The organism is Burkholderia pyrrocinia (assembly GCF_003330765.1).
Classification (GTDB): Bacteria; Pseudomonadota; Gammaproteobacteria; order Burkholderiales; family Burkholderiaceae; genus Burkholderia; species Burkholderia pyrrocinia_B.
In genome coordinates this window covers 3508391-3524675 of sequence record NZ_CP024902.1, presented here as the reverse complement: position 1 = coordinate 3524675, position 16285 = coordinate 3508391, and the positions used below count along the sequence as shown (strand labels likewise).

General features: G+C 66.2%; 17 protein-coding genes. 3 read left to right on the top strand and 14 right to left on the bottom strand.

What is annotated here, in order from left to right; genetic code table 11:
• Window positions 1–41 precede the first annotated feature (41 nt).
• The 9 genes from hslU to CUJ89_RS17055 all read right to left on the bottom strand — a co-directional run bounded on the left by hslU (window position 42) and on the right by CUJ89_RS17055 (window position 9411).
• The gene (gene hslU / locus CUJ89_RS17105; protein WP_114178357.1) at window positions 42–1385 is read right to left on the bottom strand and encodes an ATP-dependent protease ATPase subunit HslU; all 1344 of its coding nucleotides are present in this window, start codon (window positions 1383–1385) and stop codon (window positions 42–44) included.
• Between the two features lie 10 nt (window positions 1386–1395).
• Window positions 1396–1932, bottom strand: a complete 537-nt coding sequence (gene hslV, locus CUJ89_RS17100) for an ATP-dependent protease subunit HslV (RefSeq protein ID WP_114178356.1) — start codon at window positions 1930–1932, stop codon at window positions 1396–1398.
• A 233-nt stretch (window positions 1933–2165) separates the two neighbouring features.
• On the bottom strand, window positions 2166–2582 hold the full coding sequence (dksA, locus tag CUJ89_RS17090; protein ID WP_114178355.1) for an RNA polymerase-binding protein DksA: 417 nt from the start codon (window positions 2580–2582) through the stop codon (window positions 2166–2168).
• 497 nt (window positions 2583–3079) lie between these two features.
• The gene (locus tag CUJ89_RS17080; RefSeq protein ID WP_114178354.1) at window positions 3080–4171 is read right to left on the bottom strand and encodes a CobW family GTP-binding protein; all 1092 of its coding nucleotides are present in this window, start codon (window positions 4169–4171) and stop codon (window positions 3080–3082) included.
• 193 nt (window positions 4172–4364) lie between these two features.
• Window positions 4365–5579, bottom strand: a complete 1215-nt coding sequence (locus CUJ89_RS17075) for a class I SAM-dependent rRNA methyltransferase (protein ID WP_114178659.1) — start codon at window positions 5577–5579, stop codon at window positions 4365–4367.
• A 76-nt stretch (window positions 5580–5655) separates the two neighbouring features.
• Window positions 5656–6576 carry a tyrosine recombinase XerC gene (xerC, locus tag CUJ89_RS17070; protein WP_114178353.1) on the bottom strand — a complete coding sequence of 307 codons (921 nt, stop codon included), beginning with the start codon at window positions 6574–6576 and terminating at the stop codon, window positions 5656–5658.
• Window positions 6577–6589: 13 nt separating this feature from the next.
• Window positions 6590–7309 carry a DUF484 family protein gene (locus CUJ89_RS17065; RefSeq protein ID WP_114178352.1) on the bottom strand — a complete coding sequence of 240 codons (720 nt, stop codon included), beginning with the start codon at window positions 7307–7309 and terminating at the stop codon, window positions 6590–6592.
• A 37-nt stretch (window positions 7310–7346) separates the two neighbouring features.
• Window positions 7347–8231, bottom strand: coding sequence for a diaminopimelate epimerase (gene dapF, locus CUJ89_RS17060; protein WP_114178351.1), 885 nt, complete (start codon window positions 8229–8231; stop codon window positions 7347–7349).
• 295 nt (window positions 8232–8526) lie between these two features.
• Complete coding sequence (locus tag CUJ89_RS17055) at window positions 8527–9411, bottom strand: lipid A biosynthesis lauroyl acyltransferase (RefSeq protein ID WP_114178350.1); 885 nt, start codon at window positions 9409–9411, stop codon at window positions 8527–8529.
• Window positions 9412–9676: 265 nt separating this feature from the next.
• On the opposite strand from CUJ89_RS17055, the gene metK reads away from it, so the two are divergent.
• Entirely contained in the window at window positions 9677–10864 is a 1188-nt protein-coding gene (metK, locus tag CUJ89_RS17050) for a methionine adenosyltransferase (protein WP_114178349.1), read from the top strand.
• A 110-nt stretch (window positions 10865–10974) separates the two neighbouring features.
• On the opposite strand, the gene CUJ89_RS17045 is transcribed toward metK, so the two are convergent.
• The gene (locus tag CUJ89_RS17045; RefSeq protein ID WP_114178348.1) at window positions 10975–11316 is read right to left on the bottom strand and encodes a hypothetical protein; all 342 of its coding nucleotides are present in this window, start codon (window positions 11314–11316) and stop codon (window positions 10975–10977) included.
• A 352-nt stretch (window positions 11317–11668) separates the two neighbouring features.
• On the opposite strand from CUJ89_RS17045, the gene CUJ89_RS17040 reads away from it, so the two are divergent.
• Entirely contained in the window at window positions 11669–12442 is a 774-nt protein-coding gene (locus tag CUJ89_RS17040) for a phytanoyl-CoA dioxygenase family protein (protein WP_114178347.1), read from the top strand.
• Between the two features lie 148 nt (window positions 12443–12590).
• On the opposite strand, the gene CUJ89_RS17035 is transcribed toward CUJ89_RS17040, so the two are convergent.
• Window positions 12591–12797 (bottom strand): DUF3185 family protein, encoded by a 207-nt coding sequence (locus tag CUJ89_RS17035; protein ID WP_107312557.1) that lies wholly within the window; start codon window positions 12795–12797, stop codon window positions 12591–12593.
• A gap of 185 nt (window positions 12798–12982) precedes the next feature.
• On the opposite strand from CUJ89_RS17035, the gene mgrA reads away from it, so the two are divergent.
• A complete protein-coding gene (gene mgrA, locus CUJ89_RS17030) occupies window positions 12983–14026 on the top strand; it encodes an L-glyceraldehyde 3-phosphate reductase (protein WP_114178346.1) in 1044 nt (347 codons plus the stop codon).
• Window positions 14027–14125: 99 nt separating this feature from the next.
• On the opposite strand, the gene CUJ89_RS17025 is transcribed toward mgrA, so the two are convergent.
• The 3 genes from CUJ89_RS17025 to CUJ89_RS38010 all read right to left on the bottom strand — a co-directional run bounded on the left by CUJ89_RS17025 (window position 14126) and on the right by CUJ89_RS38010 (window position 16235).
• The gene (locus CUJ89_RS17025) at window positions 14126–14311 is read right to left on the bottom strand and encodes a hypothetical protein (protein ID WP_014895742.1); all 186 of its coding nucleotides are present in this window, start codon (window positions 14309–14311) and stop codon (window positions 14126–14128) included.
• Between the two features lie 354 nt (window positions 14312–14665).
• Window positions 14666–15547 (bottom strand): DMT family transporter, encoded by an 882-nt coding sequence (locus tag CUJ89_RS17020; RefSeq protein WP_114178658.1) that lies wholly within the window; start codon window positions 15545–15547, stop codon window positions 14666–14668.
• 307 nt (window positions 15548–15854) lie between these two features.
• A complete protein-coding gene (locus CUJ89_RS38010) occupies window positions 15855–16235 on the bottom strand; it encodes a hypothetical protein (protein ID WP_161556543.1) in 381 nt (126 codons plus the stop codon).
• Between the last annotated feature and the right edge of the window lie 50 nt (window positions 16236–16285).

Here is a 16285-nt window from a genome sequence, read left to right as displayed (position 1 = left end):
CACCGGAGCCGCCCGTTTTTCGTTGAATGCCGAGTGCCGCGTTACAGCACGTAGCGCGACAGGTCTTCGTCCTGCGACACTTCGCCGAGCGCCCGGTCGACATACTTCGCGTCGATCGTCACGCGCTCGCCGGCGTGGTTGCCGGCCGAGAACGACACTTCCTCGAGCAGTTTCTCGATCACCGTGTACAGTCGGCGCGCGCCGATGTTCTCGGTCTTCTCGTTGACCGAATACGCGATCTCGGCCAGCCTGCGGATGCCGTCGTCGGCGAAATCGAGCTGCACGTCCTCGGTTGCGAGCAGCGCCTGGTACTGCTTGACGAGGCTCGCGTCGGTCGCGTCGAGGATCGCCTCGAAATCTTCCACCGACAGCGAGTCGAGCTCGACGCGGATCGGGAAGCGGCCCTGCAGTTCCGGAATCAGGTCGCTCGGCCTCGCGAGGTGGAACGCGCCGCTCGCGATGAACAGGATGTGATCGGTCTTCACCATCCCGTACTTCGTGTTGATCGTCGTGCCTTCGACGAGCGGCAGCAGGTCGCGCTGCACGCCCTGGCGCGACACTTCGCCGCCGCTGCCTTCGTTGTTGCGCGACGTGATCTTGTCGATCTCGTCGAGGAACACGATGCCGTTCTGCTCGACGTTCTGCACGGCCTTCGTCTTCACTTCCTCTTCGTTCAGCATCTTCGCCGCTTCCTCGTCGGTCAGCAGCTTCAGCGCTTCCTTGATCTTCACCTTGCGGCGCTGCTTCTTGCCGCTGCCGAGGTTCGAGAACATCGAGCGGATCTGCTCGGTCATCTCTTCCATCCCGGGCGGCGCCATGATGTCCATGCCGGCCGACGGCTGCTCGAGGTCGAGCTCGACTTCCTTGTCGTCGAGCTGGCCTTCGCGCAGGCGCTTGCGGAAGGTCTGGCGCGTCACGTTGTTGTCGTCGTTCGCGTGTTCGGCGTTCCCGCCGAAGCCCACCGCGCGCGGTTGCGGCAGCAGGATGTCGAGGATGCGGTCTTCCGCCTGGTCGGTCGCCTTGCTGCGCACCTTGCGCATCTCGGTTTCGCGCGTCTGCTTGACCGAGGTCTCCATCAGGTCGCGCACGATGCTGTCGACGTCGCGGCCGACGTAGCCGACTTCGGTGAACTTGGTCGCTTCGATCTTGATGAACGGCGCATCGGCGAGCTTCGCGAGGCGGCGTGCGATTTCGGTCTTGCCGACGCCCGTCGGCCCGATCATCAGGATGTTCTTCGGCGTGATTTCCGTGCGCAGCGGGTCGGCGACCTGCTGGCGGCGCCAGCGGTTGCGCAGCGCAACGGCGACGGCTTTCTTGGCCTTGTTCTGGCCGATGATGTGCTTGTCGAGTTCCGAGACGATCTCGGCAGGGGTCATGGTGCTCATGGTGCGGTCCTTACTCGATCGTTTCGATGATGCGGTTGTGGTTCGTGTAGATACACATGTCGCCGGCGATCCCGAGCGATTTCTCGACGATCTCGCGCGGCGACAGCTCGGTGTTCTCCACGAGCGCGCGGGCCGCGGCCTGCGCGTACGCGCCGCCCGAGCCGATCGCGCAGATGCCGCCTTCGGGGTCGAGCACGTCGCCGTTGCCGGTGATCACGAGCGTGGTGGTTGCATCGGCCGCGATCAGCATCGCCTCGAGGCGGCGCAGCATCCGGTCGGTGCGCCAGTCCTTCGCGAGCTCGACGGCCGCCCGGGTCAGGTTGCCCTGGTGCTTCTCGAGCTTCGCCTCGAAGCGGTCGAGCAGCGAGAACGCATCGGCGGTGCCGCCCGCGAATCCGACCAGTACCTGGTTGTTGTAGATCCGCCGCACTTTCCGCGCGCCACCCTTCATGACGATGTTGCCGAGGGTTACCTGGCCGTCGCCGCCGAGTGCGACCTTGTCGCCGCGCCGGACCGAAACGATGGTCGTGCCGTGAAATTGCTCCATCTGCGTTCCTTGAGAAAAACGGGGAAGAGTCGGGCGGCGCGAGGCGCCGCCGCGTGAATCGCAGTGCGCCGGGGAGCGGCCCGGCGCGCATCCGTTTCATTTTAGGGCGGGCGCAGGGATATCAAGAGGCGGGGGGCAAATCGGCGGCCGGGAACCGGTGCCGGAAAAACAAAAAGCGCGCGGCAGGCCGCGCGCTTTCGGGAAGCAGCGTGTCGGAGCGGAACGCCGCTCGATCAGTCGCCGAACAGCTTCTGGCGCAGCTCGCGGCGCTCCTGCGCCTCGAGCGACAGCGTGGCCGTTGGGCGCGCGAGCAGGCGCGGGATGCCGATCGGTTCGCCGGTTTCCTCGCACCAGCCGTAATCGCCGGAATCGATCCGGGCGAGCGACTGCTGAACCTTCTTGAGGAGCTTGCGTTCGCGATCGCGCGTGCGCAGCTCGAGCGCGTGCTCTTCCTCGATCGTCGCGCGATCGGCGGGATCGGGCACGATCACCGTCTCGCGGAGGTTCTCGGTCGTCTGGCCGGCGTTGTGGAGGATTTCCGCCTGCAACTGTTCGAGCCGAGCTTTGAAGAAGGCGAGCTGATCCCCATTCATGTAATCCTTGTCGCTCATCTTCAGGATTTCGGCTTCGGTCAAGAGTTTCTTCGTCATCTGCTTGCTTCTTCAATGTGCGGCAAATCGACAGATATTGCCTGCACTTTGGGATTACCCGCAACCGCGCTTGCAATCATTTGCGATTTGCCGCCGCGGGGCCGAAAGCCTCTGGAAAAACCGGTTCTCAAATACCAGGATAGGCCTGGCGCGGATTTGCGCGCGCGGCGAACCGGGTGCTGCGCGGCAGATCGCATCGGCCGCGGCCGGGTGGCGGATGGGCGATCCGGCGCGGTTGCGATGCCCGGACAACTGGTTCAGCAAGAACCGGGCCTGTTTGTTGCCGTACTCCAGCGGGCACGTATTGTAACTGAATCGCAAGCGGGCGCCGTATCGGGTCGATCCCCGTCGGTTGCGCCAATATCTAGAAAATATAACGCGCAAATCGCGAAAAAGCGATGACGGCGAAACCCTGCCCGGAAAGGGCGCCGCGCGGCCGCCTCAGCCGCCTGCGAAGGCGGCCGCGCGGCGGGGTGCGCGGAGGTTGCCCGCGCGCGTCAGGCGAGGCAGGCGTCGAGGCCGTCGGTGATCAGGTCCTGCGGCAGGTCGACGCCGATGAACACCATCTTGTTGGTCTTCTTCTCCACCGGCAGCCACTTCGCGGCGAGGTCGCTGCCCATCATCTGGTGCACGCCCTGGAACACGACCTTGCGGTCGACGCCCTTCATGTACAGCACGCCCTTGTAGCGCAGCATCCGCTCGCCGTAGATCTGCAGGATGCCGCCGAGGAAGTCTTCCAGCTTGTTCGGGTCGAACGGGCGGTCGTTGCGGTACACGAACGACTTGATCTTGTCGTCGTGGTGCGCGTGATGGTGATGGCCGTGGTCGTGATCGTGCGCGCATTGACCGTGATCGTGGTCGCAATCGGCGTGATCGTGATCATGGTCGTGATCGTGATCGTGATCGTGATCGTGATCGTGGTGCGCGTGATCGTCCTCGGCGAGGAAATCGGGGTCGATCTCGAGCTTCGCATTCAGGTTGAAGCCGCGCAGGTCGAAGATTTCCTTGATGTCGGCATCGCCGAAGTTGACGATCTTGATCGTCGCCTTCGGGTTCATGTGCATCAGGCGGTGCTTGAGGCCGGCGACGGTCTGGTCGTCGACGAGGTCCGACTTCGTGATGAACAGGCGGTCGGCGAAACCGACCTGGCGCTGCACGACTTCGTGTTCGTCGAGCTGCGCGTTCGCGTGCTTCGCGTCGACCAGCGTGATGACCGCGTCGAGCAGGAAATCGTCGGCGATTTCGCTGTCGATGAAGAAGGTTTGCGCGACGGGGCCCGGGTTAGCGAGGCCGGTGGTTTCGATCACGATGCGGTCGAAGTCGAGCTTGCCTTCGCGCTTCTTCGCGGCGAGATCGCCGAGCGCGCGTGCGAGATCGCCGCGGATCGTGCAGCAGATGCAGCCGTTGCTCATCTGGATGATCTGCTCGTTCGAGTCCTGCACGAGGATTTCGTTGTCGATGTTCTCTTCGCCGAACTCGTTCTCGATCACGGCGATCTTCATGCCGTGCTGTTCGTTCAGGATGCGCTTGAGCAGCGTCGTCTTGCCGCTGCCGAGGAAGCCGGTAAGGATGGTGACGGGAGTGGCCATGTCGGTCGCCTGTGGTTCGTGAATCGGGGTCAAAACCAGGATGTGCGTTGCACCCTCGCGCTACGAGCCGGGGTGCACAACTATCCATTGAAACATACCTGTCAAGCCCTCGCCCGTCGTCCGGACGACAGGCGAAAGCGCTGGCCCGCCAGGCAAGGCCTGCGGATCTCGATGTCCGCCAAGATCGGGGCGATCAGACGATTTGCAACAGCAGGCCCTTCAGATATTCGCCTTCCGGGAACGCGGCGAGCAGCGGGTGATCGACGCCCGCGCCGAGCCGTTTCAGGATGCGCGCGTCGACCTTGGCATCGGCTGCCGCGCCCGCGACGATCTTCTGGAACAGGTCCATGTCGATCGCGCCCGAGCACGAGTACGTGAACAGCAGGCCGCCCGGGCGCAGCAGCTTGAAGCCGCTCAGGTTGATGTCCTTGTACGCGCGCGCCGCGCGATCGACGCTGTCGCGGGTGGGCGCGAACTTCGGCGGATCGAGCACGATCAGGTCGAAACGCTCGCCTTCGTCGACGAGGCGACGCAGCGTCTTGAACGCGTCGGCGTCGAGCCAGGTCGCGCGTTCGGCGTCGAACCCGTTGGCGACGACGTTTTGCTGTGCGAGCGCGAGCGCATCGCCCGACGAGTCGATCGACACGACGCGTTTCGCGCCGCCCTTGAGCGCCGCGAGCGAGAAGCCGCCTGTGTAGCAGAAGCAGTTCAGCACGTCGCGGTCGGCCGCGTACTGCGCGACGAGCGCGCGGTTGTCGCGCTGGTCGACGTAGAAGCCCGTCTTGTGGCCGTTCGGCACGTCGACGTGATAGCGCACGCCGTTTTCGTTCGCGATCAGCGTCGCGGGCGGCGCATCGCCGGCCAGCACGCCGGTCGTCTGTTCGAGCCCCTCTTTGTCGCGGATCGACACGTCCGAGCGCTCGTACACGTTCGGACAGCGCGTCGCGCCGGCAAGCGCCGCGACGATCGCGTCCTTCCACGCTTCGACGCCCGCGGCCATGAACTGGCAGACGAGCTGGCCGCGCGGCGCGGCGCCGGCTTCCGCGGTGTCCGCGAGGTAATAGTCGACGATCAGCCCCGGCAGCCCGTCGGCTTCGCCGAACACGAGCCGCACCGCGCCCGTGCCCGACACCATCGTCGTGCGGTGCGCGACCGCGCGCTGCACGCGGCGCTTGAAGAACGCGTGGTCGATCGGCTCGTTCTCGTCGAAGCTCCATACGCGCACGCGGATCTGCGACTGCGGACTGTACGCGCCGCGCGCGAGGAAGCGGCCGTCGTGCGCGCGCACGATCACGGTCGCGCCGGGCGCGGGCTTGCCGTCGACACGGTCGATCGCATTGGCGTAGATCCACGGATGGCGGCGCAGCAGCGATTTTTCCTTGGACGGCTTGAGTGTGACGGTTTGCATGATGAGATCGAAATGGGCCGCGCGCGAAGCCGACCGTTGCCGGTCGCCGCGCGCGGCGGGTGACACGGGAAGCGCGTCAGTCGCGCTTCTTCGCGCGCGGATGCGCGCTGTCGTAAATCTTCGCGAGATGCTGGAAGTCGAGCGACGTATAAACCTGCGTTGCGGCCACGCTCGCGTGACCGAGCAGTTCCTGCACTGCGCGCAGGTCGCCGCTCGACTGCAGCACGTGCGTCGCGAACGAGTGGCGCAGCACGTGCGGATGGACGTTGGCGGGGATGCCCGCGGCGAGCGCCGCGCGCTTCACGCGATCGCGCACGACGCCCGGTGCCATCCGGTTGCCGCGCACGGACAGGAAGAGCGGATGCGGGTCGTGCTTCACGAATTCGCCGCGCACCGCGAGCCATGCGTTCAGTGCATCGATCGCCTTGCGACCGACCGGCACCTTGCGCTCCTTGTTGCCCTTGCCGCGCACGGTGACTTCGGCTTCGGCGAGATCGAGCCAGCCGGCCGAGCGGTAGCCGTCGGCCTGCGTGTACATCACGTCGAGCCCGATCAGCTCGGCCAGGCGCAGCCCCGACGAATAGAACAGCTCGAGGATCGCGTGATCGCGGATGCCTTCGGTCGTGCCGGCGACCGGCGCGTCCATCAACGCCGATGCGTCGTCGACCGACAGCGCTTTCGGCAAGGTTTTTGCGCGTTTCGGCGCGCGCACCGCGGCAACCGGGTTCGCGGGCATCTCGATGCGCTGCGCGAGCCAGCGGTAGAACGCGCGCCATGCGGACAGCCGGTGCGAGATCGACCGCGCCGACAGCCCGCCCGCATGCGCGCGCGCGACCGCGCCGCGCATGTCGGCGGCCGTCAGCGCGTCGAACGGCCGGCCGGCCGCAAGCTTCTTCAGTTCGTCGAGTTCGTGCGTGTACGCGCGCAGCGTGTGTTCCGACAGCTGCCTGACGTGCTTCAGGTACGACAGGTAGGCGGCGACCGGATCGTCTGTCATCGCGTGCGGCGGATCAGTGCGGCAGCAGGCGCGTGAGCGCGGCGCTCGCGAGCGTCGCGATCTGCGCGAGGAAGTCGGTGGCCATGCCGTCGTGGAAGCGGCGCGGATCGGGCGAGCCGAGTACGAGCAGGCCGAACGCCGGCGCATCGGTGCCGGCGAGCGGCGCGCGCAGCGCGAGCAGCGCGACCGACGTGGCCGAGCCGTCGCCGGCCGGTGCGGCTTCGGCGCCTTCCGCCGCGCTCGCGACCGGCGCGGCGAGCGCGAGCCACTGCGCGGCCTCGAAGCCCGTGTTCGCGCCGCAGTACGGCGTCGACAGGCCGTTCGTGAAGAGGCGTACTTCCTCGCCGACCTGGCGCGCGAAGTCGGCTTGCGCGTAGGTGTCGGCGACGTCCCACACGCGCAGTGCCGTCTGCGGCACGTCGAACACGTCGGCGATGCCGTCGGCAATCGTGCGCGGCAGCGCGTACGGATCGCGTTCGGCGATCACGCGCGCGGTCCAGCGGCTGAACTTCGCGGACAGGCTGTCGTTCTCGTGGCCGTAGCGCACGAGCTCGGCGAGACGGCGCTCGAGATGCTTGTTCTTGTCGCGCAGCATCTCCATCTGCCGCTCCTGCAGCGAGATCGCGGCCTTGCCGTGCGGGTTCGCGAGACGGATCGTCGCGAGCAGTTCGGCGTGCTGCGCGAAGAATTCGGGATTGGCGAGCAGGTAGTCGGCGACTTCGCGATCGTTCATGTGGCTGGCGCGTTCAGTTATCAAGGACGTTGCAGGATCAGGCGTTCAATTCGATCTCGCCTTCGAACACGGTCGTGGCGGGCCCGGCCATCATCAGCGCGGCGGCTTCGTCGCGCGCGCCGTCCCAGCCGATCGTCAGCGTGCCGCCGTGCGTGTGCACGGTCACGGGCGAATCGAGCAGGCCGCGCCGGATGCCGGCCGCGACCGCCGCGCATGCACCCGTGCCGCACGCGAGCGTCTCGCCCGCGCCGCGTTCGTATACGCGCAGCTTCACTTCGTTACGCGACACGATCTGCATGAAGCCGGCGTTCACGCGCTGCGGGAAGCGCGCGTGGCGCTCGATCAGCGGGCCTTCCTCGAGCACGGGGTACGCTTCGGCATCGTCGACGATCTGCACCGCATGCGGATTGCCCATCGACACCGTCGAGATCCAGCGCGTCGCGCCGCCGACGTCGAGCGGCCACAGCGTGTCGCGGCCTTCGGCGCGGCCGTCGAGGCCCGACGCGCCTGGACCGGCCGTATCGAACGGCACCTGCGCCGGCGCGAACACGGGCGCACCCATGTCGACGACGACTTCGCCGTTGTCCTGCAGCGTCAGCGTGATCAGGCCCTTCATGACCTGCACGCGCACGCTGCGCTTGTCGGTCAGGCCGCGGTCGCTGACGAACTTCACGAAGCAGCGTGCGCCGTTGCCGCAGTGTTCGACCTCGCCGCCGTCGCAATTGAAGATCCGGTACTTGAAATCCGCGCCGTCGACGGTTGGCTTTTCGACGAGCAGCAACTGGTCGGCGCCGATGCCGAAGTGCCGGTTGGCGAGCGCGCGCACCTGCGCTTCGGTGAGCGGCGGCAACGCGCGCGAATAGCCGTCGAGCACGACGAAGTCGTTGCCCGCGCCGTGCATCTTGGTGAACGAGAGTTTCACTGGGTCCGGAATTCCATGGCGAACAAGGCGGTCGGCACGACGCGAACGGCTTGCTGCCACGCCGGGCGGCCTCGTTCGTCGTGCTGATCTCAACCGCAAATGATACATGCAGCCGACAGGGGTGTCGTGCGCGGGCTGGGCTGCGCGTCGGTTGCGCAGGCGAAGGGGGCCGTATCTGCCGATCGGCCGACTGGTCGTGTGCGTGACGAGGGAGCCGATTGACGCGGTGCGGCGTGGCGGCGCCGTTGCGGCGGATACACGGGATACGCGCGCCAGCGGGTTTTGCCCGGCAGGGTCAGTACAGGCTCGGCTCGCCGGGCGGGCGGGTCTTGAAGCGCTTGTGGACCCAGTAATACTGCTCGGGCATCAGCGGGATCTGTTCCTCGAGGAATGCGTTCATCCGCCGCGCGTCGAGATCGTCGTCGCCGGTCGGGTAGTTGTCCCACGGCTTGAACACCTTCAGCCGGTAGCCCTTGTAGTTCGGCAGGACCTCGCCGATGAACGGCAGAACCTGCGCGTGGCCCGTCTTCGCAAACCGGCCGACCGCCGTCAGCGTGCAGGCGGGCACGCCGAAGAACGGCACGAATGTCGAGTTGCGCAGCCCGTAGTCCATGTCGGCGCCCAGCATCACCGGCTTGCGGTCGCGCAGCCAGCGCAGCACGACGCGCGCGCTGTCGGCCCGGCTCGCCAGTTCCGCGCCGAAGCGGCTGCGGCCGGCTTTGGCCGCGGCTTCGATTTCCGGGTTCTTCATCGGCGTATAGAGCGAGCCGCAGATACGGCCGAGCGCGAGATTGATCGCCATCGAGCCGGCCTCGATGCCGACGAAGTGGAAACCGAGCAGCAGGGTCGGCGGCATGTCGGGATCGGTGAGGTCGACCTCGCTCTCGACGGTGAAAAGCTTGCGGTAGGTCTCTTCCGACGCGAACCACTGGTAGCTGCGCTCGACGTAGCTGCGGATCGCGTGACGGAAATGCTGGCCGGCCACTTCCTCGCGCCGTTCGTCGCTCCACTCCGGGAAGCAGAGTTTCAGATTGGTGTGTACGATGCGCTTTCGCCCGCTGGGGATCTGATAGAGCAGCCAGCCGAGGCCGTCGCCGAGGCGCGCGGTCAGGCCGTAAGGCAATCGCGCGAGCAGTTTCAGGAAGCCGATGGCGAGATACGTGCCGAGGCGGCCTAGCATGTGGAACCTCCGTGGATCCGGCGGGTCGGCGCGTAGCAAACAGGGTGGTAAGACAGCGGAAGATGCAGCACGGGCGGCGCTCTGTGACAATTCAGGAAAGCCGCTATAATACGGTCTTCGCCGAGTTAACTGACAACTTGCGGGGCGAAGCCGGCTGGCGCGATGCGCGCTTCCCGGTCCTGGTAATCCGCTAAAGCGTCGCCGCTTCAGGCCCAACGAAGCTGGCTACGTGAAACCAACCGTAACCACACAGGAGCCTGAAAAAGTGGCAAACGATTATCTCTTCACGTCCGAATCCGTCTCCGAAGGCCATCCGGACAAAGTCGCGGACCAAATCTCGGACGCGATTCTCGACGCCATCCTCGAGCAGGACAAATATTCCCGCGTTGCGGCGGAAACGCTGTGCAACACGGGTCTCGTCGTTCTGGCTGGTGAAATCACCACGACGGCCAACATCGATTACATCCAGATCGCGCGCGACACGATCAAGCGCATCGGCTACGACAACACCGACTACGGCATCGACTACAAGGGCTGTGCGGTGCTCGTCGCGTACGACAAGCAGTCGCCGGACATCGCACAGGGCGTCGATCGTGCACACGACGACAATCTCGACCAGGGCGCGGGCGATCAGGGCCTGATGTTCGGTTATGCGTGCGACGAAACGCCGGAACTGATGCCGCTGCCGATCTACCTGTCGCACCGTCTCGTCGAGCGCCAGGCCAGCCTGCGCCGCGACGGCCGCCTGCCGTGGCTGCGCCCGGACGCGAAGTCGCAGGTGACGGTCCGCTACGTCGACGGCAAGCCCGATTCGATCGACACCGTCGTGCTGTCGACGCAGCACGCACCGGACATCGAGCTGCCCGCGCTGCGCGAAGCCGTGATCGAGCAGATCATCAAGCCGACGCTGCCGGCCGACCTGATCAAGGGCGACATCAAGTTCCTGGTGAACCCGACCGGTCGGTTCGTGATCGGCGGCCCGCAGGGCGACTGCGGCCTGACCGGCCGCAAGATCATCGTCGACACCTACGGCGGTGCCGCACCGCACGGCGGCGGCGCGTTCTCGGGCAAGGATCCGTCGAAGGTCGACCGTTCGGCTGCGTATGCAGGCCGCTATGTCGCGAAGAACATCGTCGCCGCCGGCCTTGCGTCGCGCGCGCTGATCCAGGTGTCGTACGCGATCGGCGTCGCCGAGCCGACCTCGGTGATGGTCAACACGTTCGGCACGGGCCGCGTGTCGGATGCAGTGATCACGAAACTCGTGCGCGAGCATTTCGACCTGCGTCCGAAGGGCATCATCAAGATGCTCGACCTGCTGCGCCCGATCTACGAGAAGACGGCCGCTTACGGCCACTTCGGCCGCGAAGAGCCGGAATTCTCGTGGGAAGCGACCGACAAGGCGCTTGCGCTGGCCGAAGCGGCCGGCGTGGAGCCGACGGCACGCGTCGCGTAAGCGTCGTTCGCCCGAAACGAAAAACCCCGGCCATGCCGGGGTTTTTTTATGCGTTCCGATCGCCGGCGCAACGGCGGCGATCATCGCGGGCAGTGCCCGCCGGCGCTGCTTCAGCGCGCGCCGAACCCGAACCAGCCGTTGCTGGCCGCGAGGCGGCGCGGGCGGTTGACGCGGCGCTGCGGGCCGAGCGCGCGGCGCAATGCGAGCGCGCGCAGCGACGACGGCTTCTGCAGCAGCGAGCGCAGGCCGGCACGGCGTGCGAACGCCTGCGTGCTCATCATCGAGAAAAACGCGTGGAACCACGCACGGATGCCGTCCAGCCGGCTGTGTGCGTGCGTACGCTCGGCCAGCGCCTGCGCGCGTGCGCGGTGATGACGCAGCGAGCGGGCAGGAGCGGACGGCACGACGCGCTTTGCAGCGCGGCTGAAACGGGAAGACAGACGGAATGGCATGTGAACGATGCTTCGCTTGTATGGATGGCACCCTTGAAGAGCGCACTGGTATGAACGGCCTCGGATTGCGCAGCGCATCTTACCGAAAGTCGCTGCGCGCCGCGCCCGCCAGAATTGACAGGCCGCGTCAGGCTACAGGGGATTCATGACGGGCAAAAGTCGCGATAAACCCTTGTGCCACAAGGCGTGTGCCGCATACCGCCTGTCGGTGAGGCTAGCGCCGCGCCGCACAGTTCCCTGATCCGGATCAAATCGCCGATTGGCATGCCCCTGCGCACGACAATGGTGCTGTTCGCGGCATCCGGCGCCGATTTACAATCGTCACATTCACACAATAAACGTCTGGCATCCCATGTCGTCTCCATTGCAGTCGGAATCGATCCGCGCGCAAGTCGCGGAATTGCGCGAACGCGGCTTCGTCGTCGCGCGTGGCCTGGTCGGCGCGGAGCAGTGTGCAGCGCTCAAACGTATCGCGGAACGTCAGTTGCAAGAGGCCGCGGAGCCGATCGAATTCGAAGCGGACCTGCGCTACCCGGGGGCACCCGATTCGAAGCATGCACCGGGCGGGCACACGGTGCGGCGGCTGCTGGATGCCTATTCGCGCGATCCGGCGTTCGCCGAGCGCGCGATCGCGCCCGAAATCGGCGCGTGGATGCGCGAGTACTTCGGCGAAGAACCCGTGCTGTCCCGCGCGCATCACAACTGCATGATGACGAAGCACCCCGCGTACGGCAGCCTGACGGGCTGGCATCGCGACTTCCGCTACTGGGCGTTCGAGCGTCCGAACATGGTGTCGGTGTGGCTCGCACTCGGGCCGGAAACGAACGAGAACGGCGCACTGTGGCTCGTGCCGGGTTCGCACACGGCCGAATTCGGGGCTGAAGCGTTCGACGACGCGAAGTTCTTCCGCAGCGACCTGCCGGAGAACCGGAAGATGATCGATGCGGCCACGTGCCCGCCGCTCGCGGCGGGCGATATCGTGTTCTTCCACAGCAATACGCTGCATTCGGCCGGGCAGAACCGTTCCGACCAGGTGAAGTTCTCGCTCGTGTACACCTACCACGGCGCGAGCAACCGGCCGGTGCCTGGCACGCGCTCGGCGGCGAAGCCGGAAGTGCAGTTCTAGGTGCGGATCGGGCGGCCGGCGAGGCCGCGGCGTCACGCGATGCGGTGCATCGCGGGCGAATGGAGCGACGGGCGGCTTGGCCGCCCGTTTCGTTTTGCGCGGCCCGATCGGATGACGCGGGCCGTGCGCACGTCGCGCGGCGGCGCGATCAGCGTTTGCCGCCCGGCATCGCGAGGCCGATCAGGCCGATGAACGATGCGACGGCGCCGCCCACGATCAGCAGGATCGTCTTCGTGGCGGGCGAGCCCGTGAAGAAGCGCGACATGTTGTCGTTGAGCGAATGGAACGACTGGCCGCCGAAATACAGCAGCACGACGCCGCCGACGAGCAGCGCAACCGAGATGACCCGGGACATACCAACCTCGCTGAAACGGTGATTCGAGACGCCGCAGTGTAGGCGACGGCCGCAGTCGCGTCCATTGCCGTGCGCGCTCGGGCCGCTTTCGCTACCATAGTCGTCGTACGACTCTTTCGCCGCCGCCGCGCCGTGCGCGCGGCTGGCGCGCGCCCCTCCCTCCGACGTCCCGACGGGAAATATTCATGGCCTACGAAGCAGCTTCCGAACGTTATGCCGACATGCAATACCGCACCTGCGGCAAATCCGGGCTCAAACTGCCCGCCCTGTCGCTCGGCCTGTGGCACAACTTCGGCGACTCGACGCCGATCTCGACGCAGCGCGAGATCCTGCGCACCGCGTTCGACCTCGGCATCAACCACTTCGATCTCGCGAACAACTACGGGCCGCCGTACGGCAGCGCCGAAACCAACTTCGGCCGCCTGCTGAAGGAGGATTTCCGGCCGTATCGCGACGAACTGCTGATCTCGACGAAGGCCGGCTGGGACATGTGGCCGGGGCCGTACGGCAGCGGCGGCGGGTCGCGCAAGTATGTGCTCGCGAGCCTTGACCAGAGCCTGCAGCGGATGGGGCTCGACTACGTCGACATCTTCTATTCGCACCGCTTCGACGCGCACACGCCGCTCGAGGAAACGGCGGGCGCGCTCGCATCGGCCGTGCAGCAGGGCAAGGCGCTCTACATCGGCATTTCGTCGTATTCGGCGGCGAAGACGCGCGAGATGGCCGGGCTGCTCGCGCAGTACAGGGTGCCGCTGCTGATCCACCAGCCTTCGTACAACATGCTGAACCGCTGGATCGAGAGCGAACTGCTCGGCACGCTCGACGACGTCGGCGCGGGCAGCATCGCGTTCACGCCGCTCGCGCAGGGGCTGCTCACGTCGAAATACCTGAACGGCGTGCCCGCCGACGCGCGCGTGAACAAGCCGGGCGGCGGCTCGCTGAAGCAGGATCACCTGAGCGCGGACAACCTCGAGCATGTGCGCAAGCTCAACGCGATCGCCGAACGGCGCGGGCAGAGCCTCGCGCAAATGGCGCTTGCGTGGGTGTTGCGCAACGGCCGCGTGACGTCCGCGCTGATCGGCGCGAGCCGTGCGGAGCAGGTGCGTGAAAACGCCGGTGCGCTGAAGAACCTCGAATTCTCGGCGGAGGAGCTCGCGGAGATCGATCGTTACGCGACGGAAGGCGGCATCAATCTTTGGGAAAAGCCATCCACCGATCAGGCCATCTGACCGGCAGTCGATACGGCATGCGAAGCATCGTGTGCCGTATTGCAGGCAGCCCGTCGCATCGCTGCGGTGCAGCGATGCGCGTCAGGCGAGGGGGCGCTGCTAGAGCAGCGCAGGCAGGCCTTCGACCAGCAATACCGCGACACCGACGCCGAGGATGACGCCCAGCACGCGCAGCAGGTTGTGACGGAATTCGGTTGCGCACGGCACCGCGCCGAGAAATAGCGCTCCGGCCAGCGCCATCGGAATCAACAGGATGAAGTCGCCGATCGTGAAATAGGTGGTCATGCGTGTCTCCAGTGTCGGCCGAAGTTGGCGCTTTAGCGCTTACTTCGGCCCCATCCCTGTGGGATTTCGGCGCGAAGTTGGCGCTTTAGCACATACTCGGCCCCATGCCGGGTGTTTCTAGTATTGGTCCGACCCGATTGCGAGCGGGGCGGTCAATTCGAGTATAGGCAACCCGGTGCGCTTTTCGCTATCCGAACCATTAAAAATCAGCGGAATGCCTGGCGAACCGCGCATTTTTCCCGCAATTTCGACGAACGCCTTGCACGCATCTTTCCTGTTCCTTTCGATTTTTGCGGAATTGTCGTACGTGTCCGATGCGGGCCGCCGCCCCCGCGGGCGCGGCGGCCTGCCCGCTTACGCGCGGTCGGGTTGCGCGCGGGCGGCCGGCGCGCGGAACACGAGTGCGAGCCCCGCGACGATCGCGCCCATGCCGACGAGCGCGAGCGGCTCGGGCCGGTTACCGAGCCAGACGGCATCCATCAGCGTGGTGACGACGGGCACGAGATAGAACAGGCTCGTCACGTTGACGAGATCGCCACGCTGCATCAACCGGTAGAACAATAGTTGCGCGATCACCGATATCACGATGCCGAGCCACAGCAGCGGTACGACGAACGCCCAGCTCATGTCGAACGATGCCGGCCGGAACGGCACGATCGCCACGCACAGCGCGAGACCGATCGCATTCTGCAGCGGCAGCACGTCGGCGGGCGCCGCGCGTACGCGCTTTTGCAGCAGCGAGCCGACGGTCAGTGCGACGAGCGCGGTGAGCGCGCACGCGATGCCCGCGACCGGCAGGCCGGCGCCACCCACGCCGCGGTACACGACGAGCGCGAGGCCGGCCAGCGACAGCGCAAGCCCCGCGGCGCGCACGGGTTGCCAGCGCCGCTCGACGATCGCGAGCGTGAGGATCGGCTGCACGCCGAGGATCGTTGCGAGCACGCCCGGCGCGATCCCGCGTTCGAGCGCGAGCAGGTAGAAGATCGAATAGCCGCCCATCATCAGCAAGCCGGTCAGCGCGGCCATGCGTCGCTCGCCGCGCGGCGGCAGCCAGCGTTTGCGCATGAAGGCCAGCGCGAGCAGCACGAGCGACGCGAGCGCGAAACGCGCGGTGAGAAAGACGAACGCGGAGGCGTGACGCAGACCGAGTTCAGCGAAGATCGCGCCGCTGCTCCACAGCAGCACGAAGAGCGACGTCGCTCCATGCGCGGCAAGCGCTCGTTTGAACGAAACCATGTGAATCCACCTGTCGAACGGATCGGAACGTTCCATCCGCGCGCGCAGCGAAGCGCCGTGCGTCACGACGCACGAACGGAAGCTGACGGGCGAATGGAAGACGAAACGGCAGCCGGCTGGTCAGCCGGCGCGTGCCGCCGGAGGGGGCGGCGCGGCGCCGACGAGCGGCGGTGCGACAGGAGGCGGGAGGACCGACGGATGCGCGCACGCCTGCGGCCGCGAGTCGAACTGCGGCCGGGATTTTGCGAGGGCGGACGTGAGCGGATGCATCGTGTCGTGGCGAAATGCGATTGAACGCGAATGGAAGTCAAAGGTACCGCAAGGCCGGCATCCAGTGCAACAACTGTCGGCAGCCCCCGTACGGCGAAAGACGTGTTGCGGTGATGTCGTGCGTCGCGAGGCGGCCGACCCGGCTGCTCGCGATCGAATGTCCGGCGAAGAAGCCGAACGTCACGCACGCGATGCCGGACGCGATCGCAGCGCCGGGCGGATTCGGCGGGCAGTCATATTCGACAGGGTATGATGGGGGTATCCGCCCGTGCAAGCGCACGCGCGACGCAGTGGTTGATTGGAGACATTCGACGAATTCGCGGCACTTCGCCTGCTTCTTCTTCTTTTCGCGCTTCGATAAACCGTGAACAATGGGATCACGCGCAACGCTCCGATGAGGGCGGCGCGGATCGTGCATTTGCCGGCGCGTCAGCGGGCCGGGTTTCAAGTTTCAAGAGTGGGGAACCA